The 24492-nt window shown below is 71.3% G+C and carries 23 protein-coding genes and 2 pseudogenes; 15 read left to right on the plus strand and 10 right to left on the minus strand.

Annotation, left to right across the window (positions count from 1 at the left end; genetic code table 11):
- Positions 1 to 25 precede the first annotated feature (25 nt).
- Complete coding sequence (locus tag WMF46_RS28150) at positions 26 to 448, minus strand: cupin domain-containing protein (RefSeq protein WP_437541959.1); 423 nt, start codon at positions 446 to 448, stop codon at positions 26 to 28.
- A 239-nt stretch (positions 449 to 687) separates the two neighbouring features.
- On the opposite strand from WMF46_RS28150, the gene WMF46_RS28155 reads away from it, so the two are divergent.
- Positions 688 to 1725, plus strand: a complete 1038-nt coding sequence (locus WMF46_RS28155) for a PA0069 family radical SAM protein (RefSeq protein WP_437980023.1) — start codon at positions 688 to 690, stop codon at positions 1723 to 1725.
- Positions 1726 to 1914: 189 nt separating this feature from the next.
- Here WMF46_RS28155 and WMF46_RS28160 read toward each other — a convergent pair whose 3' ends face one another.
- Positions 1915 to 2289, minus strand: coding sequence for a molecular chaperone DnaJ (locus WMF46_RS28160; RefSeq protein ID WP_437980024.1), 375 nt, complete (start codon positions 2287 to 2289; stop codon positions 1915 to 1917).
- Positions 2290 to 2520: 231 nt separating this feature from the next.
- Here WMF46_RS28160 and WMF46_RS28165 point away from each other — a divergent pair.
- From WMF46_RS28165 to WMF46_RS28180, 4 genes and pseudogenes are all read left to right on the plus strand, one after another.
- Positions 2521 to 3060: pseudogene (locus WMF46_RS28165) on the plus strand (cytochrome P450); the annotation flags it as partial.
- 70 nt (positions 3061 to 3130) lie between these two features.
- Complete coding sequence (locus tag WMF46_RS28170; protein ID WP_437987945.1) at positions 3131 to 3331, plus strand: hypothetical protein; 201 nt, start codon at positions 3131 to 3133, stop codon at positions 3329 to 3331.
- Between the two features lie 121 nt (positions 3332 to 3452).
- On the plus strand, positions 3453 to 3947 hold the full coding sequence (locus WMF46_RS28175) for a DUF1801 domain-containing protein (protein ID WP_437980025.1): 495 nt from the start codon (positions 3453 to 3455) through the stop codon (positions 3945 to 3947).
- A 259-nt stretch (positions 3948 to 4206) separates the two neighbouring features.
- Entirely contained in the window at positions 4207 to 5340 is a 1134-nt protein-coding gene (locus WMF46_RS28180; protein ID WP_437980026.1) for a translation initiation factor IF-2, read from the plus strand.
- A gap of 37 nt (positions 5341 to 5377) precedes the next feature.
- Here WMF46_RS28180 and WMF46_RS28185 read toward each other — a convergent pair whose 3' ends face one another.
- The gene (locus WMF46_RS28185; RefSeq protein WP_437980027.1) at positions 5378 to 6253 is read right to left on the minus strand and encodes a hypothetical protein; all 876 of its coding nucleotides are present in this window, start codon (positions 6251 to 6253) and stop codon (positions 5378 to 5380) included.
- Positions 6254 to 6764: 511 nt separating this feature from the next.
- On the opposite strand from WMF46_RS28185, the gene WMF46_RS28190 reads away from it, so the two are divergent.
- The 3 genes from WMF46_RS28190 (at position 6765) to WMF46_RS28200 (ending at position 9764) form a co-directional block, all read left to right on the plus strand.
- On the plus strand, positions 6765 to 8021 hold the full coding sequence (locus WMF46_RS28190; RefSeq protein ID WP_437980028.1) for a lamin tail domain-containing protein: 1257 nt from the start codon (positions 6765 to 6767) through the stop codon (positions 8019 to 8021).
- A gap of 479 nt (positions 8022 to 8500) precedes the next feature.
- Positions 8501 to 9280 (plus strand): sensor histidine kinase, encoded by a 780-nt coding sequence (locus WMF46_RS28195; RefSeq protein WP_437902632.1) that lies wholly within the window; start codon positions 8501 to 8503, stop codon positions 9278 to 9280.
- A gap of 25 nt (positions 9281 to 9305) precedes the next feature.
- A complete protein-coding gene (locus tag WMF46_RS28200) occupies positions 9306 to 9764 on the plus strand; it encodes a tellurite resistance TerB family protein (protein ID WP_437980029.1) in 459 nt (152 codons plus the stop codon).
- 87 nt (positions 9765 to 9851) lie between these two features.
- On the opposite strand, the gene WMF46_RS28205 is transcribed toward WMF46_RS28200, so the two are convergent.
- From WMF46_RS28205 to WMF46_RS28215, 3 genes are all read right to left on the minus strand, one after another.
- Complete coding sequence (locus tag WMF46_RS28205; RefSeq protein ID WP_437980030.1) at positions 9852 to 11477, minus strand: NFACT RNA binding domain-containing protein; 1626 nt, start codon at positions 11475 to 11477, stop codon at positions 9852 to 9854.
- Between the two features lie 21 nt (positions 11478 to 11498).
- A complete protein-coding gene (locus tag WMF46_RS28210) occupies positions 11499 to 12320 on the minus strand; it encodes a hypothetical protein (protein WP_437980031.1) in 822 nt (273 codons plus the stop codon).
- A 167-nt stretch (positions 12321 to 12487) separates the two neighbouring features.
- Entirely contained in the window at positions 12488 to 13234 is a 747-nt protein-coding gene (locus WMF46_RS28215; RefSeq protein ID WP_437980032.1) for a hypothetical protein, read from the minus strand.
- A gap of 133 nt (positions 13235 to 13367) precedes the next feature.
- On the opposite strand from WMF46_RS28215, the gene WMF46_RS28220 reads away from it, so the two are divergent.
- Positions 13368 to 14111, plus strand: coding sequence for a formylglycine-generating enzyme family protein (locus WMF46_RS28220; RefSeq protein ID WP_437980033.1), 744 nt, complete (start codon positions 13368 to 13370; stop codon positions 14109 to 14111).
- A gap of 167 nt (positions 14112 to 14278) precedes the next feature.
- Here WMF46_RS28220 and WMF46_RS28225 read toward each other — a convergent pair whose 3' ends face one another.
- Positions 14279 to 14923 carry a hypothetical protein gene (locus WMF46_RS28225; protein WP_437980034.1) on the minus strand — a complete coding sequence of 215 codons (645 nt, stop codon included), beginning with the start codon at positions 14921 to 14923 and terminating at the stop codon, positions 14279 to 14281.
- Positions 14924 to 15205: 282 nt separating this feature from the next.
- Here WMF46_RS28225 and WMF46_RS28230 point away from each other — a divergent pair, with 282 nt between their 5' ends.
- On the plus strand, positions 15206 to 16501 hold the full coding sequence (locus tag WMF46_RS28230) for a hypothetical protein (RefSeq protein ID WP_437980035.1): 1296 nt from the start codon (positions 15206 to 15208) through the stop codon (positions 16499 to 16501).
- A gap of 93 nt (positions 16502 to 16594) precedes the next feature.
- Here WMF46_RS28230 and WMF46_RS28235 read toward each other — a convergent pair whose 3' ends face one another.
- On the minus strand, positions 16595 to 17143 hold the full coding sequence (locus WMF46_RS28235; protein ID WP_437980036.1) for an ester cyclase: 549 nt from the start codon (positions 17141 to 17143) through the stop codon (positions 16595 to 16597).
- A 253-nt stretch (positions 17144 to 17396) separates the two neighbouring features.
- Here WMF46_RS28235 and WMF46_RS28240 point away from each other — a divergent pair, with 253 nt between their 5' ends.
- Positions 17397 to 18377, plus strand: a complete 981-nt coding sequence (locus tag WMF46_RS28240; protein WP_437980037.1) for a LysR family transcriptional regulator — start codon at positions 17397 to 17399, stop codon at positions 18375 to 18377.
- 64 nt (positions 18378 to 18441) lie between these two features.
- On the opposite strand, the gene WMF46_RS28245 is transcribed toward WMF46_RS28240, so the two are convergent.
- Positions 18442 to 19011, minus strand: a complete 570-nt coding sequence (locus WMF46_RS28245) for a hypothetical protein (protein WP_437980038.1) — start codon at positions 19009 to 19011, stop codon at positions 18442 to 18444.
- A gap of 253 nt (positions 19012 to 19264) precedes the next feature.
- Here WMF46_RS28245 and WMF46_RS28250 point away from each other — a divergent pair, with 253 nt between their 5' ends.
- The 4 genes and pseudogenes from WMF46_RS28250 to WMF46_RS28265 all read left to right on the plus strand — a co-directional run.
- The gene (locus tag WMF46_RS28250; RefSeq protein WP_437980039.1) at positions 19265 to 20236 is read left to right on the plus strand and encodes an aldo/keto reductase; all 972 of its coding nucleotides are present in this window, start codon (positions 19265 to 19267) and stop codon (positions 20234 to 20236) included.
- 152 nt (positions 20237 to 20388) lie between these two features.
- A complete protein-coding gene (locus WMF46_RS28255; protein WP_437987946.1) occupies positions 20389 to 21351 on the plus strand; it encodes an MBL fold metallo-hydrolase in 963 nt (320 codons plus the stop codon).
- Positions 21352 to 21831: 480 nt separating this feature from the next.
- Entirely contained in the window at positions 21832 to 22698 is an 867-nt protein-coding gene (gene phhA, locus WMF46_RS28260; protein ID WP_437980040.1) for a phenylalanine 4-monooxygenase, read from the plus strand.
- Between the two features lie 22 nt (positions 22699 to 22720).
- Positions 22721 to 22900, plus strand: a pseudogene (locus WMF46_RS28265) (malonic semialdehyde reductase); the annotation flags it as partial.
- Positions 22901 to 22963: 63 nt separating this feature from the next.
- Here WMF46_RS28265 and WMF46_RS28270 read toward each other — a convergent pair.
- Positions 22964 to 24403 carry a VanW family protein gene (locus WMF46_RS28270; RefSeq protein ID WP_437980041.1) on the minus strand — a complete coding sequence of 480 codons (1440 nt, stop codon included), beginning with the start codon at positions 24401 to 24403 and terminating at the stop codon, positions 22964 to 22966.
- Between the last annotated feature and the right edge of the window lie 89 nt (positions 24404 to 24492).

Genomic DNA, 24492 nt, shown 5'->3' on the forward strand with positions numbered 1-24492 from the left:
GGACGGCGGGCTCGCCGTGGGGCGACTACACCGCTCGGTGCTGCGTCCCCTTGCCGAACGTGATCGCCAAGAAATCCCCCGGCTCGTGGACGATCATCCGGTGCCACACCCCTTGCGGCACCGTGCACGCCGTCCCTGCGCGCAGCGCGACGACCCGCTCGCCGCCCTCGTCCTGCAGCACCACGTCGATCGCGCCCGAGAGGAGGTACAGGATCTCGTCCCCGGCCGGGTGCATCTCCCACCGGGGCGTGTCCTCGGCCATGTGAAACCGCGTCACGAGCCAGCCATCCACGCGCTTGACCCGCCGGATCTCGGCGCCCGCCGGCTCGTCGGACATGAGCTCTTGCCAGAACGTCGGCTTCACATCGATCTGCAGCGCATCCCCCGCGTCCGCGAGGTGCAGGTAGGTGCTGCGGAGATCGAACCCAGGCTGTCTCGGCTCGGCCATCTTTCCCTCCCCCGTCTCGACTGAGGGCGTCCATGCCAGCAGGGCTCCCCTACCGCGTCAATCCGCTCTTCCCGCCGTGGCCTCCCGGCCGGCACGACCGGTGCGTCCCAGGCGCCCCGACGGAGCCCGCCGGGATCTACTGAACAAACGCTCCCATCCTGACCGGGACGCGCTAGACTGCGCTCGCTGCGCTCGCTGCGCTCGCAGCGCTCGCCTCTTCGCCCGGAGCACTCCGCACCATGCCGCGCCCCGTGAACAACCCTCCGAACCCATGGTCGTCGACGCAGGTCGAGTACCTCGAAGAGGCGCCCCCGGCGACGCTGCAGATCTTTGAGGAGCAGGCCCGCTCCATCGTGACCGCGAACGACAGCCCCGATCTTCCATTCCGGTACAGCGTCAATCCTTACCGGGGCTGCCTCCACGCGTGCGCCTACTGCTATGCCCGGCCGTCGCACCAGTACCTCGGGTGGGGCGCCGGGACGGATTTCGACCGCAAGATCGTGGTCAAGTCGAATGCGCCCGAGCTGCTCGAGAAGGAGCTCAACAAGCGGAGCTGGCAAGGAGACACGATCGTGTTCTCGGGCAATGTCGATTGCTACCAGCCGCTCGAGGCGAGCTACGAGCTCACTCGCCGCTGCCTCGAGGTGTGCCTCGCGTTCAGGAACCCGGTCGGGCTCATCACGAAGGGCGCGCTCGTGCGGCGCGACGCCGCGTTGCTCGGCGAGCTTTCGCGCCGGGCCCGCGCTCGGGTCCACTTCAGCATCCCGTTCGCCGACGACGCGGTGGCGCGCAAGATGGAGCCGTATGCGAGCCGCTCGTCGCTGCGCTTCGAGGCGATGCGGGCGCTCTCCGACGCGGGGGTGCCGACGGGGATCTCGCTGTCGCCGATGATCCCCGGCCTGAACGACAGCGATGTCCCGGAGCTCCTGGAGCGCGCCCGGGCCGCCGGCGCGGAGAGCGCGTTCATGATGCCGCTACGCCTGCCGCGCGAGGTGCTCCCGGTCTTCGACGAGCGCCTCGAGGAGGCCTTCCCGGACCGCGCCGCCAAGGTCCGCCGCGGCATCCAGGAGATGCGCGGCGGCAAGATGAACGAGGCCGCCTTCGGGGCGCGCTTCCAGGGCGCGGGCCCGCGCTGGGCGGCGATCCAGCGGCTCTTCGAGGTCCACTGCCAGCGGCTCGGGCTCAACGTGGCGCGCGGCAGCGGCGAGTACATCGAGCGAGAGGGCGAGTCGACGTTCAGGCGGCCGAGCCGGCAGGGGACGTTGTTCGACCTCTGAGCGTAGCCTGCGGGCTCGTCGTGATCGTGCACGACGAGCAGCGCGGTGCTTGCCGACGGATTCGCTGCTGAGCGCTGTCGCCGGCGCCTTGATGTTTCGTGACGTGGCCACCACCCGAGAAGGAAAACTCCTACCGAGTGATCGCGGCGCCAGATGCATGACATGGCGCTCGCGGCTGCCCTGCGCCGTTCACGATCCGGGCGGACGGAGCTGCTTGCGGACCTTCTTGATGAAGGTCTGGGTGCACTTTCCGTGAGTGCCCTCATGCTCCATGATCTCGAGCGTGAGCTTGGTCTTCGTCCCGCTGGAGAGATGTGCAGCCGCGTTCACCTCCCTGGCGAGCTGGATGCCTTCCAGCGACGCAGGTCCCTCCGGCTTCTCGACGGCCGCCTGCTTGTTCGGCTGCCGGAAGTGGGAAGGCTTCGTCTTGGTGACGTCGCGGAAGCCGGTGTCGTCCGAGCGCCGGCCGGTGCCGTGGCAGCCCGGACAGGTGGCGGTGGTGCCGGAGAACGAGTTGGCGATGCGGCCGTCGCCGCCGCAGATGCCGCAGGATTCACCAGCCATGAGCCTGGCCCTCGGGTCGGGGCAGGTGCTTCGGGTCCTTCATGCCCGAGAGCATACAGCCGATCGTGGCTCGTGGAAGCTTCGCCTGGGGCGGCCCTCCATTTTGTGCGTCGCGGCTGTCCTCCGCGTCGCGCGGCGTGAGCGTGATCCGCGTCGTTTGGCTCGCCCCCGCGCAGGGGCGAGCCAAACGACGCGAACCCATCCGGGTGGGCTGGCTCGTCCACGCGGAACATGGGTCGCACCCATCTGCCGGTGGACAAGGCGCGGTGGTGCTCAAAATTGAGCAACGTGCCCCGATCGACGTGGAGCAACGGGCAGACCGAGGATCAGGTGACGAAGCTGAATGACCACTTTGCCCAAAGGTCCCACCAACAGCATCCTGACGAACGTGCAGGGGATCCTCGACCCGATCAAGCCGGGTCTGGAGCTGGTGGCGCAGGACCTCAGGCAGACGATCTCGCTGCAGACGATCATCCACCTCGTGTTCGGGGTCACTGCGCCTGCGGAAGTGGCGCGCCTCGAGAAGCTGCTCGAGGATCTGCGCAAGAGCTTCTCCCTCGGCCTGACCGTCACCCTCATGATTCCGTGGCTGCGCCGGGAGTTCCGGGGCTTCGGCCCGTGGGGCTGCTCTTCGCGGGGCACACCACGACCGCGGGCGCGCTCACCTGGGTGCTCTATTTTCTCGGAAACGCGCCAGCCGTGTTGCGCCGGCTGCAGGACGAGCTGACGGCGCTGGGCGCGGATCCGGACCCCGAGGCGCTGGCCAAGGCGCCGTATCTGGAAGCCGTAATCAACGAGACGCTGCGCCTGCGCCCGCCCAGCCCGGGGGTGGGGGCGCAAGCTGAATGCGCCGATGAAGATCGCGGGCTGCGAGTTGCCGGCCGGAGGAGGCGTGTTCGCGCAAATCATCTGGGCCCACCACGATCCCGCGGTATTTCCGGAGTCGGCGGTGTTTCGTCCCGAGGCTTCTCCGCCGCGCAGTGGGGCCGCCTCCGCGCGGCCACGCCGCTCACCCTCTCCGAGGCCGACCTCACCGCCTTGACATCCTCGAGTGGGTTCGTCTCTTCTAACCCTGAGCGCGTCCGATCCCGACTGTCGGGTCACGCGAGATCCCCTGAAAGGGCGCTGGAGCTCGGGCCATCGAGTCAGGCGTACAACACATCATGAAGCGCACAACCGAGAAGCCGAGCAAACCACGCGCGAAGGCGCAGAAGGGGTCGCCCGAAAGGCGCGAGCCTCGGAAGGCCCCCGGGGCGCCCGCCACGCCCGCCGGCGCGCAGGAGAGCCCGGCCGTCGTCGCGTTCCTGCGCGAGCTGGATCATCCGCGGAAAGAGGCGATCGTGGCCCTCCGGCAGATCATCCTCGGCGTCAGCCCGGCGATCCGCGAGGAGATCAAGTGGAACGCGCCGAGCTTCCGGACAACCGAGCATTTCGCCACGTTCAACTTGCGCGCACAGGACCGCGTCCGGCTCATCCTTCACCTCGGAGCCAAGGTGAAGGACACAGCGGCGAAGGGGCTCGAGCTCGCGGACCCGACTGGCTTGCTGGAGTGGCTTGCCAAGGATCGCTGCCTCGTGACGTTCACCGACGGAGAGGACGTCCAGGCGAAGCGGGCGGCGCTGGAGTCCGTGCTGCGCGCGTGGCTCCGATGGATCTAACCCCTGCGCTAATAGCGGGCGAGCGGGCCGAGCGTGCCTGTCCTCAGCGGCGCAGCGCGCGAGCACCCTGGATGACCGGCGAGCGGCCTCGGCCGCCGCTACTGACCCAGCAGCGGTGCGAAAACCTGGGTGGGTCGTGACAGATCGTCGATAATGCTGCTTGCGTTTGACGATCTGTCCACCATAACGCGGCACGAACCGCGTGCAGTACCTCGAATCACATGAATCTACACGGCGCAATGATTGCTATCACCGCACCGTGACACGTGCTCGCCGGCTCGCGCTCGGCCTCGGACTGGTCATGGTCATCGCGGTGATCGCGTGGATGGCGCGGCGCTCGGGTATCGTGCGCACCCCCACCCCGAAGCGGCCCAGCCCGCCGGCGGTCCGATCTGGCGCCTCCGCGCCCGAACCCCCCTCTCCTCGCGCGCCCCAGCGCCGCGCCAGCTCCCTCCCGAGCCGGTCGGCGCCCGACAGGCCTCCCACCGAGCCGACATCGCTGCAGGCGTCGGCGCGCGGTCCGGAAGACCAAGCCGCCCAGGAGCCGCCGCCTCCCCGCCTCGATGAGGAGCCGCGGGACGACGCCCCCACGAAGCCAGTCGCCGCGCCGCGCCCCGCGCGCCGGCGGGAGTCGTCCGCCTTCCGGCGGAGGTTACAGCCCGGGCTGTGCACGGACCCCAGCGAGGCAGCCGGCGCGCAAGAGACGTTGATCTCCCACTTTCGCCACGAGACGTGGGGAGGTGCCGGGCGCCTGTACGTCGACCCCAGGCTGCCGGACGACGCACACCTGCCCCTCCTCGATCACCTCGAGCACGCGGAACGGGAGGTGTTCTACCAGCTGGAGCTCAAAGCCGAGCGCCCCGACGTCTTCGCGTACCTTGATACGGACCTGCTCACGGCTGCTGCCTGCACCAACCGCGGCGTGGTCGCCTTTTACGACGGCGCGCTGCACGTGGTCACGACGCGCGCGGACACTCGGACCAGCGTCGTGCACGAGTACACGCATCACGTGCTGATGAGCCACGGCATGCTGGGGCCGGCCTGGGCGCAAGAGGGCATTGCCATGGTTATCGCGCAAGAGGCATGGTGGCTCGCCCCGGCCAGGCTCGAGCAGGTGAGGGACGCTCCGCTGCCCCTGCAGCTGATGGAGCAGGCCGTCCCCTACACGCTCCGCACGGACGATGCCCTGATGTTCTATGTGCAAGCGGCCAGCATGGTCCGCTGCTTCGTTCGCGGCGACAGCACCAGGTTGCGGCGGCTCATGGATGCGATGGGCACAGGTGAAGAAGCGGCGCTCGGCGGCTCATCCGACGAGCTCGCGCAGCTCCTCGATCCCTCCACCTGGGAGTCCTGCATCGACTATCTGACGCAGGACATGGCCCCGCTGCGCTGATCCCTCGTCGTCCTGGCATTGCACAGCCGTCTGAGGGCTACCAGTCGCTTCCGGCTTCGAACTGGGGGACGCAGGCGCGGGCGAAGGTGCCGGGGTCGCCGGCGCGGCAGGGGTCGGCGCGGCGGAAGCCGGTGAAGGTGATGTCGGCGGTGGCGATGTCGTGGGCGTCGCCGCTCGCGGAGTCGAAGCAGTAGAGATCGCCGTCGCGGCTGAGGTAAGCGCCGGCGACGAGGGTTTCGGTGGTGTTCTGCTGGGCGAGCTTGGCGATGAGGACGCTCCAGCCGACGTGCAGGTAGAGCGTGTCGCCGACTCGAGAGCGACCGCCGGTCACCTCGACCACGGACTCGCCTTCGAGCGTGCCGGTGATGGCGTAACTGCCCTGACGGCAATCGTGGCAGTAGCGGAGCTCGCCCGGTACGACCTCGCCGCTGCAGGTGAGCGCGCCCAAACTGCCAAGCTCGACGGCGGCATAACTTCCGTTTCGCACGGCACGCGCCTCGCCGGCTGCGCAGAGCAGCCGACCCCGGCTCGCGATGAGGGCATTGCTCAGCGGGCGCACCTCCCTATCTTCGAAGGGCTCGCTGCCGGAGCCCTTCAACCAGATTCCGGTGAGGAAGTCGATGGGACCGCGCAGGGCTTCGCCGCGAAACGTCTGCCACGAGGTGGGCCAGAGCAGCCGGTCCTTCTGCCAATTCTCGGTGCCATCGTCGGCTCCCGACACCTCCAGCAGCGGAGCGTCGCAGACCGGGAGCACAGCATCCGCCGGCGCGAGCACGACTTGCCGGCCGCCCGCCTCTCCCCCTTCCCCGCCCAGGCCCGCTACGCCGCCCGCGCTCCCCACCTGCTGGTGCGCCCCATGCTGGCTGTTGCCACACCCCCAGAGCAATGCCGCCCCGAACCACACCAGTTTCAAGGATGCCATGCCGACCCGGCCTAGCAAAGGGCGTGCTCGTCCTGCGCAGCCGCAGAAATGCCGCCGGCCGCAGCCCGCAGTGAACGCGCCGTCACAACGTGACGCACCGCCGGCACACCACTCGGCAAGTGGTAGGCCCACGGCCGGAACCGTGGTCGGCGCGGCATCGGGAGCTCGAAATTCGTGAACCATGGGCTCCATGCCATTCGCTTGCGACCGACGATGCCGTCAGGGTCCTGGAGAGGATCGCCCGCGCAAAGCCATTCCGACCTGCCAAGAATTTCCCGTTAACGACCAGCAGTCGACATAACCCACAAAGGACGATCCCCTGAGCCGCCCATAAAACCCAGCAGATCGAACGGGCTCACTCGACTGTGCAATATTACACCACGCTGACGCTCGCGCGGAGGATCTCGAACATCAGCCGTTGTGACGTGGCGCGCTCGAGTGCTATCGTTGCTTGGTGCCGGCGACCGGTTGGCGAGAGTTCAAGGCCGAGGGTAAGAGGACGATGAACCGTCGGTCTTACGCGACTGTCGTCGCGATGGCATGGCTTGCCGCGTGCAGCAGCGGGTCGAGCGAGTCGCCTCTGCCAGCGCCGTCGGGCGGAGCAGGCGGTACGTCGGCGACCGGGGCCTCGTCCGCGGCAGGAGGATCGAGCGGGAGCGCAGCACAAGCAGGCGGCGCGGGAGGGAGCGGCGGCGCTGCGGCTGTCGCGGGCTCGACCGGCGTGGCCGGCAGCCCGAACGCTGGCGGAGCCGCCGGCAGCGCCGGCGCCGGCGGGGCGGGCCCGGGGGCGGGCGGTGCCGAGGCGTGCCCGGCGGGCTCGACGCAGCTGTCGCCGTGGCCTGGCAAGGCCGAGGTACACACGCTCGACAGCGAGGACGCGTTCGAGAGCGATCTGAGCGGGCTGACCTACGAGGCGCCCGGCGTGCTGTGGGCGACCGACAACCTCTCCGCCAGGCTGTTTCGGTTGCTGAAGAGCGGAGCGAGCTACGCGCCGGACACGTCGAATGACTGGGCCTCCGGCAAACGGCTACGTTACCCGAACGGCAGGGGCGCGCCCGACGCGGAGGGAGTGACGCTCGCCGCGACGAGCGCCGCGGGCGTCTACGTCTGCGCCGAGCGCGACACGGACGATCCGTCCGTGAGCCGGCTGTCGGTATTGCGCTACGACGTGACGGCCGCCGGAGCGACGCTGACCGCGACTCACGAGTGGAACCTCACCGCCCTCTTGCCCGAGGTCGACGCGAACGCGGGCCTGGAAGCGGTCACGTGGGCGGCTGACGGCTTGCTCACGGCGCACCACTTCTTCGACGAGAGCAAGGCCCGAGCTTACCTCCCGAGCGACTACGGCGAGCACGGCGCCGGGCTGTTTCTGGTGGGCGTGGAAGAGACCGGCAAGGTGTACGCTCTCGCGCTGAATCACGAGAGCGGCGCGGCCACCGTGGTGGCCAGCATCTCGACGCCGCTCGAGGGTGTGATGGGGCTCGAGCTCGACCGCGACACCGGGAGCTTGTGGGCTCACTGCGATGACACGTGCGACAACCAATCCGCCGTGTTCGGTATCGACGACGCGCTCGGACGCTTCGTGCTGGAGCGGCGTTTCAGGCCCCCCAGCGGGCTGCCGGACTCCAACAACGAAGGTATCGCGCTCGCGCCGGACGCGGAGTGCAGCGGCGGCGTCAAGCCGTTCTTCTGGACCGACGACGCCGACGACGACGGCTTTTCCCTGCGCGAAGGCTCGCTCGCTTGCGGTTGCCTGTAGCGATTGAAGGCCGTGGGGAAGCGCGGCAGCGCCTCGGGCGCCAGAACGAACGCCCCCTGAGCCGCTGTCGAGCTCATCGCTCATGACGACGAGCTCAGGAGTCACCGGGGCGCGCGTGCCGCTGCTCTCCCTGAGCTGGGCAAGGCCGAACGACGCCTCGCGCGACGCCGACGACCTCCTGTGCCCCGACTGGGCCCGACAGGAGCGCACACGATGCCCCGGCCGGTTGCGCCGCCATCACGCCGCGCCGCTGCGGCGGTGCCGCGCCGGCCCCGGACAACCAGCGCCGCGGCCTCATGGCCCTCAACAAGCCGCGAGCCGCGCCGGAGCCCCGCCCGCGGATTGGGCCTTGCGACCTGCGCACGGAATGCTGTACCACGGAGACCGCAGTGCGTTTTCGTGGGGGGTCGCACCGGCGCGGCCCGCTCCTGGTCTATCCTGGACACGCGACGATGCCGCGCGCCCGCTGACGAGCCTTCATGACCTCACCTGCCCAGGATCGCGCCACGACCCGCCCGGCATCCCGCCGCAAGCTGCTCCTGAACCCGCGATTCCAGCTCAAATACACCGGGCTCCTGGTCTCGGTGGTGCTCGCCGTCATGGTGGCGCTCGGACTCGTCATCTGGCAGACCGCGAGCGTCGCGAACGAACAGGCGCGTTACGCGGCGACCCAGGCGGAGCTCGCGCTCAAAGAGGCGGCGAACAGCGCCAAGATCCTCAAGATGAGCACCGCCGCCCTGGGCGGCGACGGCGCCGACCTCGGCAGCACCCTCGACGAGGAGCTCGAGAAGACGAACCGCGAGTACGAGCGCAACCTGGCAGAGGTCGCCAGGCGGCGCGCCGACGTCGAGGCGCTGCAAGGTCGCCTCCTCGGCATCCTCGTCGGCGGCGGCGCGTTCCTGCTCGCCGTCCTCGGCGTGCTCGGGGTCTTCATCACCCAGCGCATCGTGGGGCCGGTCCACCAGCTGAAGCGCCTCTGCCGCCAGGTCGGCACGACGCGGCTCACCATCGGAGAGGGGCTGCGAAAGGGCGATGAGCTCGGGGACCTGTTCGACACGTTCGTGCAGATGACCTACTCGCTCAAGGCGCTCCAGACAGGCAGGCTCGCGACGCTCGACGCGACCATCGAGCGGGCCGAGGCCGAGTCGGCCTCGGCCGAGGTGCTCGCGCGGCTGCGCGCGCTCCGGGCGCAGCTCTGCCTCGGCCTCAGCGAATCCGAGACGGTGCGGCGCCGCGGCCCGAAAGGTGGTGAGTCATGAGGCGAATCGCCGGGGCGGTGGAGACATGAAGCCTCCCGAGCTGGTCCAGCAGGCGGCCGGATTGCTCCGCGCCCGCTTCGATCTCAACGAGTACAACCCGACCCCGATCGTCGACCTCGGCGCGCTCGTGGCGAACGCCGACGGCACCGTCGACGCCGAGGAGATCGACGCCCTGCGCCAGCTCATCGAGCCGATGCTCGGCGCCCAGCTCAACGCCGAGCTCGTCCGCTACCTCATCGAGGCGAGCCTGAAGGTGATCGCCGCGGCGGGCGTCGAGCCGCGGGTGCGCCTGCTCGCGGAGATCCTCATGGACTGCGACGCGGTGGAGGAGGGCATCATCATCGCGCTGGCGGTCGCCCACGCGAGCGAGGGGATCTCCGACGCGGAGCGCGCGGTCATCGATTCGCTCGCCCGCGCGGCCGAGCTCCCCGGGCGCCGGCTCGATCAGCTGAACGAGCAGGTCCGGGCGGCGTTCGCGACCTGACGGCGGCCTCCACCGGCGGCGCGGGCTCTCCGCCGGCGGGCGAAGACGTGCGCCGCCGGGCGTGACCTCCGCCGGCCGTGCGCGGCGTCAGCCCTCTTCCTTGGTCGCGAGCAGCCGCGAGAGGCGATCGCCCTCGATGCGGACGGCGATGACCTTCTCCCGGTCGAAGACCACCGCGCCCGGGGCCGCGCCGCGCGGCTTGCGCACGTAGCGGCGCTGGACGTAGCTCACCTCGCACACCGCCTCGCCGCGCGCGTCGCTGAAGTGCGCCGCCAGGGTCGCGGCGTCCACAAGCACGTCCGCGGGGCAGCTCGCCCCCTTCGCGAGCGGCACGACGACGTGCGAGCCCGTGACGCCCTTCGCATGAAGCCAGAGGTCGTGCGGCCGCGCGTGCTTCGTCGTGAGCGCGTCGTTGTCCTCGGCGCTTCGGCCGACGAGGATCGCCGCGCCGGACGCGCTGCGGTAGGCGTGGAACGGCCGCCGCGGCGCGGGCCGCCCGGCCCGGAGGGCGCGGGCGCCGGACGTCCCGGGCTCGCCGGCGAGCTCCGCGCGCGAGACGCCGAGGGAGCGGGCGCGCTGCGCGAGCGGCTCGAGCGACTCGGGCCGCGCCTCCGCCGCGGCGACGTCCGCCTCGAGCGCGGCGATCGCCGAGAGGGCGCGCTCGGTCTCGGCGAGGCGCGCGCGCATCACCGCCTCGCCGCGCTGGTAGCGCCGCGCCTTGGCGAAGAAGGCCTCGGCTTGCGCCTTGGCGGGGCGCGACGGGTCGAGCGCGACCTCGATCTTGCCGCCGGTCTCCCAGTCGTCGAGGAGCGCCTTCGCGGCGCCCCGCGGCACACGGGCGCCCTGCGCGAGCAGGAGCTGCCCCGTCTTCTGCAGGCGCGCGACGCTGCCCAGCCGCCCGAGATCGCCGCGCACCGCCTCGGCCCTGCGCTCGAGCGCCGCGCGCCGCGCCTTCACGGCGCGCGCGAGCGCCGCCTTCTCCTGCCCGGCGGCGGCGTCGTCGCTCGCCTCGACGAGCGCCGCGCCGGCGGCCAGCGGATCCGCCGGGTAAGCGACCGCCGCCTGCGGGGCGCCCCCCTGAGGCGGCCAGCGGAGGATCAGGTGGCCGGCGGCGTCGAGCAGCCGCGCCTCTCCGCGGCGTCCCGGCACGAGCTCCAGCCGCGCCCCCGGGGACGACCCCAACCTGGGTGGGCGCGCCGCCGCCCCCAACCCGGGTTCGGCCAACCCCAACCTCGGTGCTGCCGCCCCCAACCCGGGTTCGGGAACTGCCGCCGGCCTCAACCCGGGTTCGGGAACTGCCGCCGGCCCCAACCCGGCTTCGGGCGCGGCCAACCCCAACCTGGGTGCGCCCCATGCACCCCCTCGGTCATTTTCCACCATGACTGCATCATCATCCCCTGCGACGATCACGATGCCGTCGCCCCGCACCTCGATCGCCAGCACGCGGCGGCCGACCAGGTGCGCCCTCATGGCGGCGACGAGCGGGTGCGACGTGCCGGCACGGAGCCGGGGCAGCCTCGGCAGGATCCCTACCCCTGAAACGCGCGGCCCGATGCCGGCGCCGAGCGCGCGCCGCGTCCCGTCGTAGACGGCGAGCGCGACGAGCCCCGTCGCCGGGTTCGCGTGCGCCGCGTCGATCCGCGCCCCCACGCAGCGCGCGAGCGCCTCGGCGAGCGCCCCACCCTGCGCCGCGCCCCCCGTGTGGTCCTCCATGGCGAACCCCGCTCGTGCCCCTCAGCGCAACGCTTCGAAGTACGGCCCGCAGCAACGACGCCCGAGCTCGCACGTCCTGCCGCGGTCCTCGCACGAGGCCACCTCTTCACCGTTGACGAAGCAGGAGCAGAGCGTCCTGCCCGAGCTCTGGGTGCGGCACTCGGCCGCGACGACCACGCCCCGGCACGCGCCCTTGCAACTGCAGGCCCCGCCGGGATCGCCTGCGCACTCGATCCGCGGGCAGCCGCCGCCGTTCGCGCACCTGTCGTACTCGTCCAGGGACCGCTGGCACCGGGGCCCGACGAGATCGCAGTCGGACCTGCCGTTCGTCAGGCAGTCGAAGTACGGGATGAGCAGATCGTTGCACTGGGGCGCCTGGGCCAGGTCGTAGTCACACATCGTCCCGCAGCCGCCCGGCGCCAACACCCCGCACGCCTCCTCGTAGCGCTCGCAGAAGCGCACGCACGCCGACCAGGCATCGCCGCCGCCCGCCCCGGTGGAGGCGCTCGCGGTCCCCGACGTGGCCATCCAGGTCGCGCTGGAGCTGACCGCGCTGGAGCTGACCGCGCTGGAGCCGTTCCCGCCGGTGCCACCCACGCCGGCGCCGACCGCGCTGGAGCCGCCCCCGCCGACGGTCACCCCGGTGGAACCGCCCACGCCGGAGCCGCCCACGCTGGTGCCGCCGACGCCGACGCTGACCGCGCTTACGGCGACTGCACCCGTGCTGATCGCGCTGGAGCTCGTCACCCCGGCGCCTCCTGATCCGTCGGGCATCCCATCGACGACGACGTTGCCACCGCACGCGCTCCCCCACGCCAGGGCGGCGAGCGCAGCGATGCGCATCCTGAGCATCGTCATTCCCATGGGCCGCAAGAGTAGCCCAGGAGCGCGCCCGGGCGCGAGCGCCGCGTCGATCCGCGCCCCCACGCAGCGCGCGCTCGTCTCGGCGAGCGCTCGCCCTGCGCCGCGCTCCCTGGCTGGCCCTCCGCGGCGAACGCCGCGGGCGTCCCTCAGCGAAACCCGTCGAAGATCGGCTCGCAACAGCCGTGGGCGAGGTCGCACGCCGGGCCGACATCCTGGCACGTGGCCACCTCCTCGCCGTTGACGAAGCAGGAGCAGAGGATCCCGTTGCGCATGTCGGGGCGGCACTCGACCGCGAACGCCGCGTTCGGGCACGAGCCCTTGCACGAGCAGGCCCGGTTGCGATCGGCGAAGCACTCGAGCGGCGTGCAGCCGCCGCTGGCCACGCACGCGTCGTACTCGGCCAGGAACGGCCGGCACCGTTCCAGGGCGAAGTCGCAGTCGATGCTGCCGTTCGTCGCGCAGTCGAAGAACCGCGCGAGCGGCTCGTTGCACTGGGGCGCCTCGTTCACATACCCCTTACAGAACCCCTCGCACTGCCCCGGCTCCACCTGCTCGCAGGCATCCGTATAGGTCTCGCAGAACTTCATGCACGACGACCAGGCATCGCCGCCGCCCGCCGCGGTGGAGGCGCTCGCGGTCCCCGACGTGGCCATCCAGGTCGCGCTGCTGCTGACCGCGGTGAAGCCGCCCACGCCGACGGTCACCGAGGTGGAGCCGCCCACGCCCGTGCTGATCGCGCTGGAGCCGAACGCGCCCGTGCTGATCGCGCCGGAGCTCGTCGCCCCGGCGCCTCCTGACCCGTCCGGCATCCCGTCGACCACCACGTTGCCACCGCAAGCGCTTCCCCACGCCAGGGCGGCGAGCGCAGCGGCGCGCATCCTGAGCAGCGCCATTCGCATAGACCGCGAGAGTACCCCAGGTGGGCGCCCGAGCGCGAGCGCGGCACGGGCGCGACGGGCGCGAATCCAGGCGAGCCGCCGCGCGGCCTCTCGTCCGCCGCGCGGCTTTGCGATAGAGACCCCCCGCGTGCTCCTCGACCTCCTGCTCGCCCCGCTGCTCGCCCAGGCCGACGCGCCGCCCCGGCCCGGACCTGCGGCGTCCTGCCCGCCCGACATGGTGCTCGTCGAGGGCACCCACGCCGAGAACGTGCAGCGGATCTGCACGAGCTACCGTGGCGGCCACTGCTTCGACTTCTTCCCCGGCCTGTTCGCCGCCGAGCCGCGCTTCACGCCGGTGCGCACGTGCATGGACCGCCACGAGTGGCCGAACCGGGCCGGCGCGCTGCCGGTCGTGATGCTCCGCTTCATCGAGGCCGAGCGGGAGTGCGCCGCCGTCGGCAAGCGCCTCTGCACCGAGTTCGAGTGGGAGCTCGCTTGCGAGGGGCCGTCCGCGCTCCCCTTCCCCTACGGTTACGCGCACGATCCGGCCGCCTGCAACGTCAGCAAGCCGTACCGTGGGATCAGCGAGCGGCGGCTCGCGTCCGACGACCCGGCGGTGCGGGCCGCCGAGACGCAGCGGCTCTGGCAGGGGGAGCCGTCGGGCTCGTACCCAGGGTGCGTGAGCCCGTACGGCGTGGTCGACCTGGTCGGCAACGTCGAAGAGTGGGTGTCGACCTCGCGCCCCGAGTGGCCACACCGCTCGTCGCTGAAGGGCGGCTACTGGTCCAAGCCGTGGGCGGGGTGCCGGGGGACCAACGACTCGCATGGACCGATGTTCCGGTTCTACGAGATCGGGTTTCGCTGCTGCAAGGATCCGCGGCCAGGGCCGTAGCCCAGGGTCCCCCGAGGGCGAATCGGCGAGAGGATCGGTTGCCCGAGCGCACAGAGCGGAGAATACCCCCACCGCCGAGCAACTCACCTCATCGCAGCTCCCGGTTTGCCCGTGATCGGCGTGCGCCGGCGGGCGCGGTCGCATCGACGATCTTGACGAGGTAACGCTCAGCGGGCGGGGGCGCCCGCGCAGATCCAGTCGTTGATCGTCTTGATATCGGCCTCGGGCAGCGGCCCGCCGGGCGGCATCCTGCTCTCGTCAGGGTCGCACAGGCTGACATCCTTCAGCTTGTTCATGAGATAGCTGCTGCTCGGCTTGAACGGCACGACGAGCGCCTGCTCGCGGGAGCAGGACGCGCTGTCCTGCTCGACGAGCTTGCCGACGGCCGCGCTCGCGCGGAGGTCGAGCCCGCCGGTCGGCGCGCCGGCGCTGCCGTGGCAGTACTGGCTCGCGCAGCTCCTCGTCAGGATGGGCTCCACGTCGGCGAACGCCGCGGTGTCCGCGCCGCAGGCTGGATCACTCGGAGGCGCGCCGCCGCCCTCTCCCCCCGTGCCGGCCGCGCCGCCGCCGCCGCCCTCTCCCCCCGCGCCGGCCGGCGCACCACCGCCGCCCTCTCCCCCGGTGCCAGCCGGCGCACCGCCGCCGCCCTCTCCCCCCGCGCCGGCCGCACTGCCGCCCTCGCCAGCGCCGCCGCCGCCCTGGCTGGAGCCGCCGCTGCTGGTCGTGCTGGAGGCGGCACCTCCGCCGGTGCCCGTGGAATCGTCATCGGAGCAAGCCGCCGCCGAGAGCCCGAGAGCCAGGCAAAGGACCAATCGAAGCGAATCGTTGTGATAAAGCAAGGTACCTCTTCATGATGGTGTGGTCACGCGGCGCTCGCCGCGCGAGCGATTCACGAAGAGACTAGAAAGCATGTTAACGCACGCGCCGCAATCGCGTGGTGGTGGACGAGGTGGTCGCCAAATTCCAACCGTGGCAGCGGGGCTGGCGCCTTGAGCGTCTGCCTGCCGACGGGAGTCGACGCGTGTCGATCAGAAACCGACATCGCGCGCGCGTCCGGCTTCTCCACCGAAAGCGCGCGGCGCTAGAGTACCGCGATGCGACAAACCTATTGGACCGGCCTGGCGGCGTGCGCCGCCCTGAGCACGGCGCTCGGCTGCAACGCGATCTGGGGGATCCCCGACGGAGAAGCCAGCGGAGATCCCGCGGCAGGCGGCGCGGGGAGCTCGGGCAGCTCAGGGGGCGCAGGGGCCACCGCGAGCGCAGGCTCGGGGGCCGGCGGGGGCGGGGGCGGCGCGGCCGGCGGGCCCTCCGCGGAGTGCCCGTTTGAGCCGTTCACAGGGCGCGCGCCCGGCGCGTGCCAGGCCGCCGACGGCGACAACGATTACCTCTCCGATCCGGAGAACTGCTGTGTGCCCGGCAGGAGCTGCCTCGGCGGCGCCTGCGAGGAAGGCAAGTGTCTGCCGGTCGTCCTCGCCACGGCCGACGATGAGGAGCACGAAGCGATCGGCCTCGTTGTGGATGGGGACGGCGACGATGGGCGCGTGCTCTGGGCGAGCGGCTATGGGAGCACGATCTTCGCGACCGACAAGGCCGCTTCCGGCTCGACCGAGCCGCTGGTGGTGCTCGACTCGCTCGCGACCCTGCTCGCGCGCTCGGAGAGCTCGCTGCTCATCACCGACGAGACCGAGCCGGACGTGTACCGGATGCCGCTCACGGGGAACGTCACCGTCTCGACGGTCGCCAGCGCCCAGGGAGCGGCGGGCTACCGGCGGCCCGTGGCCGGCGGCGGCTGGGTCTACTGGATCACCGGCGTGATCGAGGACCCGGAGCAGGATCCCGACGCGCGCGATGTCCCGAAGCGCATCTGGGCGGCGCGGGCCGACGCGACCGATCAGACAGGCCTCTCCGTCTTCGACCGGGACACGTACGTCGGAGGCCTCGCGCTCGACGCCACCCATCTCTACTGGACCGAGCTTGAGCCCGGCGGGACACACAGCACCGTTCGGCGGATGCCGCTCGGGGAGCCCGGCCAGACCGAGATCGTCGCGTCGATCCCCATCCACGACGGCGATCTCCCCGGAGACATCGCGGTCGGCGAGCGGATCTTCTGGATCAGCGGCTACGCCATCTACGCCGCGAACAAGGACGGTACCGACGCAGGGGCGCTCGTGGCGACGGACTTCCCCACGCGCCTGCTGGCAGACTCCACCTTTGTTTATTGGTACAGCCGCGAGGGGCAGCTCCAGCGGGTGCGCACCTCGGGCGGCGCGCCGGAGCCGCTCGCCGACAGCGCGGACATCCGAGATCTCGCCCAGGACTGCGGCGCGCTCTACTGGACGACCTGGGCCACCGACGAGCGGCCAGCGTCGGTGATCAAGCTGGCCAAGTGAGCCGCGCGCCGATCGCGCTCCCGGCGAAGTGCCACGATGGTCTTGCCACGATGTGACGAGATATCCCTGGCCCGCTCCGCCCCCCGTCGGCGGTCACTGCGCCACGACGCCGAGCTGCTGGAACAGCGTCAGGTTGTCCTCGATGTGCCAGTTGTCGGTGATGCGACCGTCCTGCACGCGCAGGATGTCCGTGGCGATGAAGTCCACGGCCTGCCCGGCGCCCTTCCTGTCGCCGAAGGCGCCGGTGAAGTGGCCTCGAAAGCGCAGGTGCGCCACCACGCGATCGCCGGCGACGATCAGCTGCTCCACCTCGCAGCTCAGGTCCGGCACCGCGGCGCGGAAGCTCTTCGACGCGAACGCCGGGCCCTCGGGGCCCTGCGGGCGCCCCTCGGGCAAGGTGCGGTCGGTGAACGTCGGCGCGATCGCCGCGTCGAGGTAGCGCGGTTCGCCGGTGCCCCAGAACGCGTAAAAGCGGCGCGCCGCGAGGATCGCCGCGTCCGCCTGCGCCCTGGGCAGGCTCGCGTCGACGACCATCGACCGCGGCGCGGGCAGATCCTCCGCGCCGGCGCCCTGCACGTAGCAGGCGCTCGCGGCGGCGAAGAGCGAGAGGGAGAGGGCGCTCATCAACAAGGGCTTTCTCATGACGTGTCTCCTTCGAACGGCGATCTCGGGCAGCCGGTCAGCGCGCACGCGCCGACCGGAGGCGCCGCCGGCACGGCGGGGCGCAGCGTCGAGCGCGGCGGGCCCTGGGCCCCGCACCGGCGCGGCGACACGGACACCTTGAGCCTTTCCTCCACGAAGGAGAACGAGCGCACTGGCCGAACCAGCTTTTCGAAAAAGTTGAAGATGTCCGCCGGCGCGCCTACCCTCCCGGGGTTCGTCGAGGGCGCGCGCGATGGTCGAGCTCGAGGACATGCAGCTGTTCGTGTGCGCGGTCGCGAGCGGCAGCCTGTCGGCGGCGGGGCGCGAGCTCGGGTTCTCGCCGGCGGTGGCGAGCAAGCGCATGACGCGGCTGGAGGCGGCGCTCGGCGTGCGCCTCCTCCAGCGCAGCTCGCGGCGGCTCACGCTGACCAGCGAGGGCGCGACCTACCACGAGCGCTGCATGTCCATCCTCGCCGACGTGAGCGAGGCCGAGCTCGCGGTGACCGCCGGAAAGGCCGAGGCGCGCGGCGTCCTGCGCGTGTCGGCGCCCGTGGATCTCGGCCGCCAGTGGGTGGGGCCGGCCGCGGCCGACTTCGCGGCGGCGCACCCGCGGCTCAGCGTGCGCGTCAGCCTGTCGGATCGCGTGGTGGACCTGTTCGAGGCCGGCGTCGACGTGGCCGTGCGCATCGGCGCGCTGGCCGACTCCCGCCTCGTCTCGCGCCGGCTGGCCCGGAGCCGGCGCGTGGTCTGCGGCGCGCCGGCCTACCTGTCGCGGCGCGGGCGGCCGCGCACGATCGCAGACCTGGCCGGCCACGAGTGCATCGTGCTGCAGCGCCCGGGCATGCGCGCCCTCGCGTGGACCTTCCGCACCGAGCAAGGGCTCCACACCGTCCGACCCTCAGGGCGGCTCGTGGCCGACAGCGGCGACCTGGTGCGCGACTGGGCCGTCGCCGGCCATGGCCTCGCCTTCAAGTCGATCTGGGACGTCGCCGCCGAGATCGACGCCGGGCGCCTCGTCCCGCTGCTCACCGACCTGCCCGCGCCGGGCTCGGCCGTGAACGTCATCTACCCCAGCCGGCGCTTCCTGCCCGCGAGGGCGCGGCTGTTCGTCGACTTCCTCCAGCAGCGCTTCGCCGCGCACGAGGCCGCGGTGCTGGCCGCCTCGACGTCGCAATCGGAGCCGCGGTCATCGCCTTCACCGCCGCCATCGGCGCGTGGCAAGCAACGCGCCTGAGGAGCACCCCCGCGGCGGGCAAGGAGGGGCCGCTGCCGGCCGCTGCCGAGACGCGCGGCGTGCTTCAGGCGTCGGCCTGCGGGCCAGCGCCGATCGCCGACAGGAACTGCTCTCTCTCCTCGTCCGTCGGGCGCCGGCCGGAGAGGTAGCGCCGCTGGTGCGCGCGGGCCGCCGCCAGCGACGCCTGATTCAGGACGATGATCGGCACCTTGGGCGCATACAGGCTCGTCACCTCGATCAGCGTCGTGCCGCCCGAGCCCGGCGAGAAGCGGTAAGTCCCGAGCCCCCGCGTCCACAGCACGTTCTCCTCGAACGCGTCGACGACGATGACGAAGACCTCGGGCGAGACGCGCTCCGCGGAGAAGCGCAACGTCTGCGTGAAGTGCCCGACGCCCGGGAGAGGCACGCTCATCCGGACGACGAAGCGCGGCTCACGGTACGATCCCGACTGCATCTCGCACCCGGTCCCGGGGAAGAGCTCCCGCGCGCAGCCCTGCTGATCCCACCACATGGCGGCGGCGTCGAACGGGTCGATGTTCCCGATATCGATGACGAACCGGACGCCGCGCATGCCCCGCGCCTCGTCGTGGACGCTCTCGGCGTGCGCGATCTCCGTGTCTTCCTGCTGCCACATGGTCGTCTCCTCGCCCCGGCGAGCGAGCATAAGTGAAGCACCGTTGCGCATCAAGGAAGCGGCCCTCCGCGCTGGATCCGCGCCGCCGCCACCCCGCGACGAGGCCTCCGGCGCGGCGCGCGGCGCCTGTCGCGCGCCGCGCGCCGCCGCCCGCCGGGCCGGCTCATGACGGCGCGACTCCGGCGAATCCTTACGACGCGTTCCGCCTTGGAGCGTGGACGGCCCGCGGAGCGCGTTGCTACCCTCCGGCGCCATGGACTACCGCAATCTCGGACGCACCGGCCTGAAGGTCAGCCCCCTCTGCCTCGGCACGATGAACTTCGGCCCGGAGACCAGCGAGCCCGACAGCTTCGCCATCATGGACCGAGCGCTCGGACACGGGATCAACTTCTTCGACACGGCCAACGTCTACGGACGGAAGCGCGGAGAGGGGATCACCGAGCAGATCGTCGGGCGCTGGCTCGCCCAGGGCGACGGGCGCCGGGACCGCATCGTGCTCGCCACGAAGGTCTACGGCCTCATGGGCGAAGGGCCGAACGACAGGAGGCTCTCGGCCTATCACATCCGGCGCGCCTGCGAGGCGAGCCTGCGCCGCCTGCAGACAGACCATATCGACCTCTACCAGATGCACCACATCGACCGCGAGACGCCCTGGGACGAGATCTGGCAGGCGATGGAGCAGCTCGTCCGCGAGGGGAAGGTCCTCTATGTCGGCAGCAGCAACTTCGCTGGATGGCAGATCGCCCAGGCGAACGGCCTCGCCGCGCAGCGGCACTTCCTCGGCCTCGTCTCGGAGCAGAGCCTGTACAACCTCAACGCGCGCACCGTCGAGCTGGAGGTCCTGCCCGCGTGCCGCGCGCTCGGCCTCGCCGTCCTGCCCTGGAGCCCGCTCGCCGGCGGGCTGCTCGGCGGCGCCCTCCAGAAGGCGCGCGAGGGCCGGCGCTCCTCCGCAGACGCGCAGGCGCGCATCGACAAGAACCGCGCCAAGCTGGAGGCATACGAGGCGTTCTGCGCCGAGATCGGAGAGCGGCCCGCCGACGTGGCCGTGGCCTGGCTGCTCCGGAACCCCGTCGTGACGTCGCCCATCCTCGGCCCGCGCACCGCCGAGCAGCTCGACGGGAGCCTGCGCGCCCTCGAGATCACGCTGACGCCGGAGCACCTCGGGCGGCTCGACGCGATGTTCCCCGGCCCCGGCGGCGAGGCGCCGGAGGCCTACGCGTGGTGACTGCGACCGCGACCGCCTCCTGACCAATCCCCCGGGCCCCCTCGCTCACGGCGGCGTGCGGGGGTTGATTTCGATTCCATGGCGGCCAGCGGATGGCCTACCTTCGAGGCTCGGAGAAGCGCCCGGCGGCGCCCGGGAACGAGGGAGTGGCCATGGGCCGATGGCGGTATGAACGAGGGCTGGAGGACATCGGCAATGGCTGCTTTGCCTATCTCCAGCCGGCCGGAACCTGGGGCCTCAGCAACGCGGGGCTCGTCACCTCGGACGGCGAGGCCCTGCTCGTCGACACGCTCTTCGACCTGAGGCGCACGCGCGAGATGCTCGACGCCATGCGCGCGGCGGCCCCCGCCGCGGCGCGGATAGGCACCGTCGTGAACACCCACGCGAACGGCGACCATTGCTACGGCAACGCGCTCGTCGAGGGCGCGACGATCATCGCCACGCGCGCCGGCGCCGCCGAGATGGACGAGGTCCCCGCGCCGATGCTGGCCATGCTGATGCGACAGGCGCGCAGCGGCGCCGCGGGCGCGCTGGGCGAGTACCTCGTCCACTGCTTCGGCGCCTTCGACTTCGACGGGATCGCCCCCACGCCGCCGACCCGGGTGTTCGACGGGGAGCTGACCGTCGCGGTCGGGGGCAAGGAGGTCCGCCTCATCGAGGTGGGCCCCTCGCACACGAAGGGCGATCTGCTCGTCCACGTGCCGGCGGACCGGGTGATCTACACGGGAGACGTCCTCTTCATCGACGCGACGCCGATCATGTGGGCAGGGCCCGTCGGCAACTGGCTCAAGGCCTGCGACATCCTCCTCGCGGCCGACGTCGACGTCATCGTGCCTGGACACGGCCCCATCACGGATCGCGCGGGTGTGCGCGCCGTCCGCGACTACCTCGTGTACATCCGCGACGAGGCCCGGCGCCGCTACGACGCCGGCATGCCCGCGGCGGACGCCGCCCGCGACATCGCGCTCGCCGACTACGCGAGCTGGAGCGACGCCGAGCGCATCGTGGTCAACGTGCACACGCTCTACCGCGAGTTCAGCGGCGGGAAGCTCCCCTCGCCGGGCCCGGTCGAGCTCTTCGGCCTCATGGCCGAGCTCGCGCGTCGGCCACGTTGAGCGAGCCAGAAGAAGATGACGATCCTCATGAGTCTGTCGTCGCGAGCAGCGAAGTTAAGCTAAGCGAAGATCACGCCCGTCTTCGTCCCTGGCAGCAGGCGATCCTCGGCGCCTCGGCCGCGCACAGAGGGGCGCCGCCCGCCGTCATGGACACAGAGTTTCCCCTGAGGACGGCTCCGGGTCAAGCGACGTCCCGGCGCGCACGGACAGCCAATGTCCTTGCCATCCTGCCGGCGTTCGGCGCGCCGCCTGCTGTATTTCGCATGGCGTCGCGTCGCGCTCCTGCCGGAGCGCGGCGAAGCGCCTGGAGGCGCGCGAGCACGGTGGCCACCCTCACCAGGCGACGGCGGAGCTCCTCCGACGTGTCCGGTTGCGCGGCCACGGTCGGCAGGCGCGGGAACCAGCAGGCTTGCCCTTGCGGACGCCATGTTCCTATGATGCCTTCTCCCCCGAAGCGTCTGGACTTCATTCTCCCCCACCATGAGCTATGCACACGGCACCCCGCCCGAAGGCGCGGCAGCGGATTGGACGATTCCCCAGCGTTGGGAGCGCTACAGCGCGGCCGAGCACGCGCTGTGGGACCGGCTGTTCGATCGGCAGGCCAAGCTACTCCCGGCCCGCGCCGCGCCCGAGTTCCTGGCCGGGCTCGATGTGTTGCGTCTAGGCGACGGCGGAATCCCGAACTTCGACGCGCTCTCCGATCGCCTGATGAATGCGACCGGCTGGCAGGTGGTGGCGGTGCCGGGCCTGATTCCCGACGATGTGTTCTTCGAACATCTGGCGAACCGCCGCTTCGTCGCCGGCAACTTCATCCGCACGCCCGAGCAGCTCGACTATCTGCAGGAGCCGGACGTCTTCCACGACGTGTTCGGCCACGTCCCCCTGCTGGCGAACCCCGCCTTCGCCGATTACATGCAGGCCTATGGCCAGGGCGGCCAGCGGGCGAACGGGCTCGGCGCGATCCAGCGGCTGGCGCGCCTTTACTGGTACACGGTCGAGTTCGGGCTGATGCAGAGCGCAGAGGGCCTGCGCATCTATGGCGCAGGGATCGTCTCCTCGCACGGCGAATCGATCTTTGCGCTCGACGATCCCTCGCCCAATCGGGTCGGCTTCGATCTGCTGCGGCTGATGCGCACCCGCTATCGAATCGACGATTACCAGCAGAGCTATTTCTTGATCGACAGCTTCGAGGATCTTCTCCGCCAGACGCTCGAGACCGACTTCGCGCCCCTCTACGAACAGGCCGCCCAGCTGACGGACATCGCGCCGGCCGACGTGCTGCCGGAGGATCGGATCTACACACGCGGCACGCAGGCCTATGCGCTCGCGAAGGGGGTGGCGGGATAAGGCATCCCCTTACTCGACGCTCGCCCTGGGCCTGGACGTGTGTCCCATGTCGGGCTTCGACAACCAGATCCTCGACGAGGCCTTCTTCAAAGGCAGCAGCTGGCGCTCGAACTTCATCTGCACCCTCGGGTACGGCGACGCCACGAACCTCCACCCGCGGGGGCCACGCTTGACATTCGAGGAGGCCTGCCGCCTCGTCTGAACCCATCATGGAGGGCGCTTCCGCGCCCCCGCTCGCCGAGCGGTCCGGCGCCCTCGACCGGGCTCACATCGAGTAGGCGCCGCCCTGCCCCGCTGCAGCGGGGGCCTCGGCGGGGGGCTCCCCCTCGCGGAGCTCTTCCACCGCCTTCGCGTGCTCGGAGAGCGCCGGCAGCGCCTGCGGGTCGTAGTCGGGCGCGACCCAGAAGACCTCTGGCGCGGGCCTGTACTCGCTCGAATAGCTGCGCTCCGAGGCCCTGCCGTCCTTGTAACGGACGGTGACAAAGGACCTCACGTCGTATCCGCACGAGCCCTTCTGGTGGCGCTTCACCTTGCCCTCGGCGAGCTCGGACTTCACGTAGATGCGCCGGATGAAATCGTCGGTGTGCTCGGCCGAGACGTGGTGTTGCACCTCCGCCACGGGGTCTCCGCCCAGGATCTCGACGCGGAGCACCGTCGGCTCGGGGAGATACGCGTGGATCATGATCGGGAACGGGAGCGTGTTCTTGATCTTCAGGTCCGACTCCGGGTAAGTCACCATCGCGTCAAGCCCCATGGGGATGTAGGCGCTCGGGCGGGAGTGGCTCTGGCGATCCGGCGTGTCGAGCGCGCCGAAGAGCGACGCGGCGTAGAGCGTGCTCGAGACCTGACACGTCCCCCCGCCGTAGCCGGGGACGGTCTCGTCCCCCAGGATCTCCGGGGCGATCGTGAACCCGTTCTTGGCCGTCCGCGGGCCGACATGGGCGTTGAACGAGAAGGTGTCGCCCGGGGCCAGGATGGTGCCGTCGATCTTGGACGCCGCGTTCCTGATGTTGCGGGCGCGCCCCGCCTCCTTGCCGAGCTGCTTGAACTTCGTCTCGTAGGCCGCGACGACCCTGGTGACGTCGACGCTCACCAGGTCGGCGACGACGACCTGCGGCGAGATCTGCCGGACGGCGAGCTCGATGAGCTCCTCGTCGCCGTGCTCCCCGGCCCGCAGCGCCGCGATGGACGCCTCGACATCGAGCGCCCGGCCGGCCTGCTCCGGGATCTTGCGCCGGTTCGCGAGGTCGAGCCGCGCGTCCACGGGCGCCCGGTAGATCTGCGGAGCGAGCCGCTCGAGGAACGCCCGCGCCCGCGGCTCATCGACGGCCCAGGCGAGCGGCACGTCGATCTCGCCGCGCCGCGCCCCTCGGGCCTCGCGGAGCCGCCGCGCCCAGGGCCCCTCGTGGCCGACGCGCTGCACCGCCGCGAGCGTCTCGTCGACGTCGACCTCGACGCCCGCCTCACCGAGCGTGGCGGTGAGCTCCACGTCGTCGTGGCGCAGGCGGACCACGCGCTCGCGAAGCGCGTCACGCCGCGCCGCGAGCCAGGCCGCCGGCGCGGCGCCGTCCGGCAGGAAGCGCTCGCCGACCGAGAGGCCGCGGACCACCGGAGAGGCCGGCAACACATGGCGCACCCCCACGGCGGCGCCCACGCCGGCCGACCCGCCGAGCGCCAAGACCAGAACGAGGGCCCTCGTATCCACGGCAGCTGGCCATGGTAGCCGGATCGCGAACGATCTGGAAGATCGTCAGACCGTTGAGAAAAGAAAAAACCGTCAAAACGCCAGGGGCG

Source organism: Sorangium sp. So ce117, from assembly GCF_051524395.1.
In the GTDB taxonomy this organism is placed as follows: domain Bacteria; phylum Myxococcota_A; class Polyangia; order Polyangiales; family Polyangiaceae; genus Sorangium; species Sorangium cellulosum_B.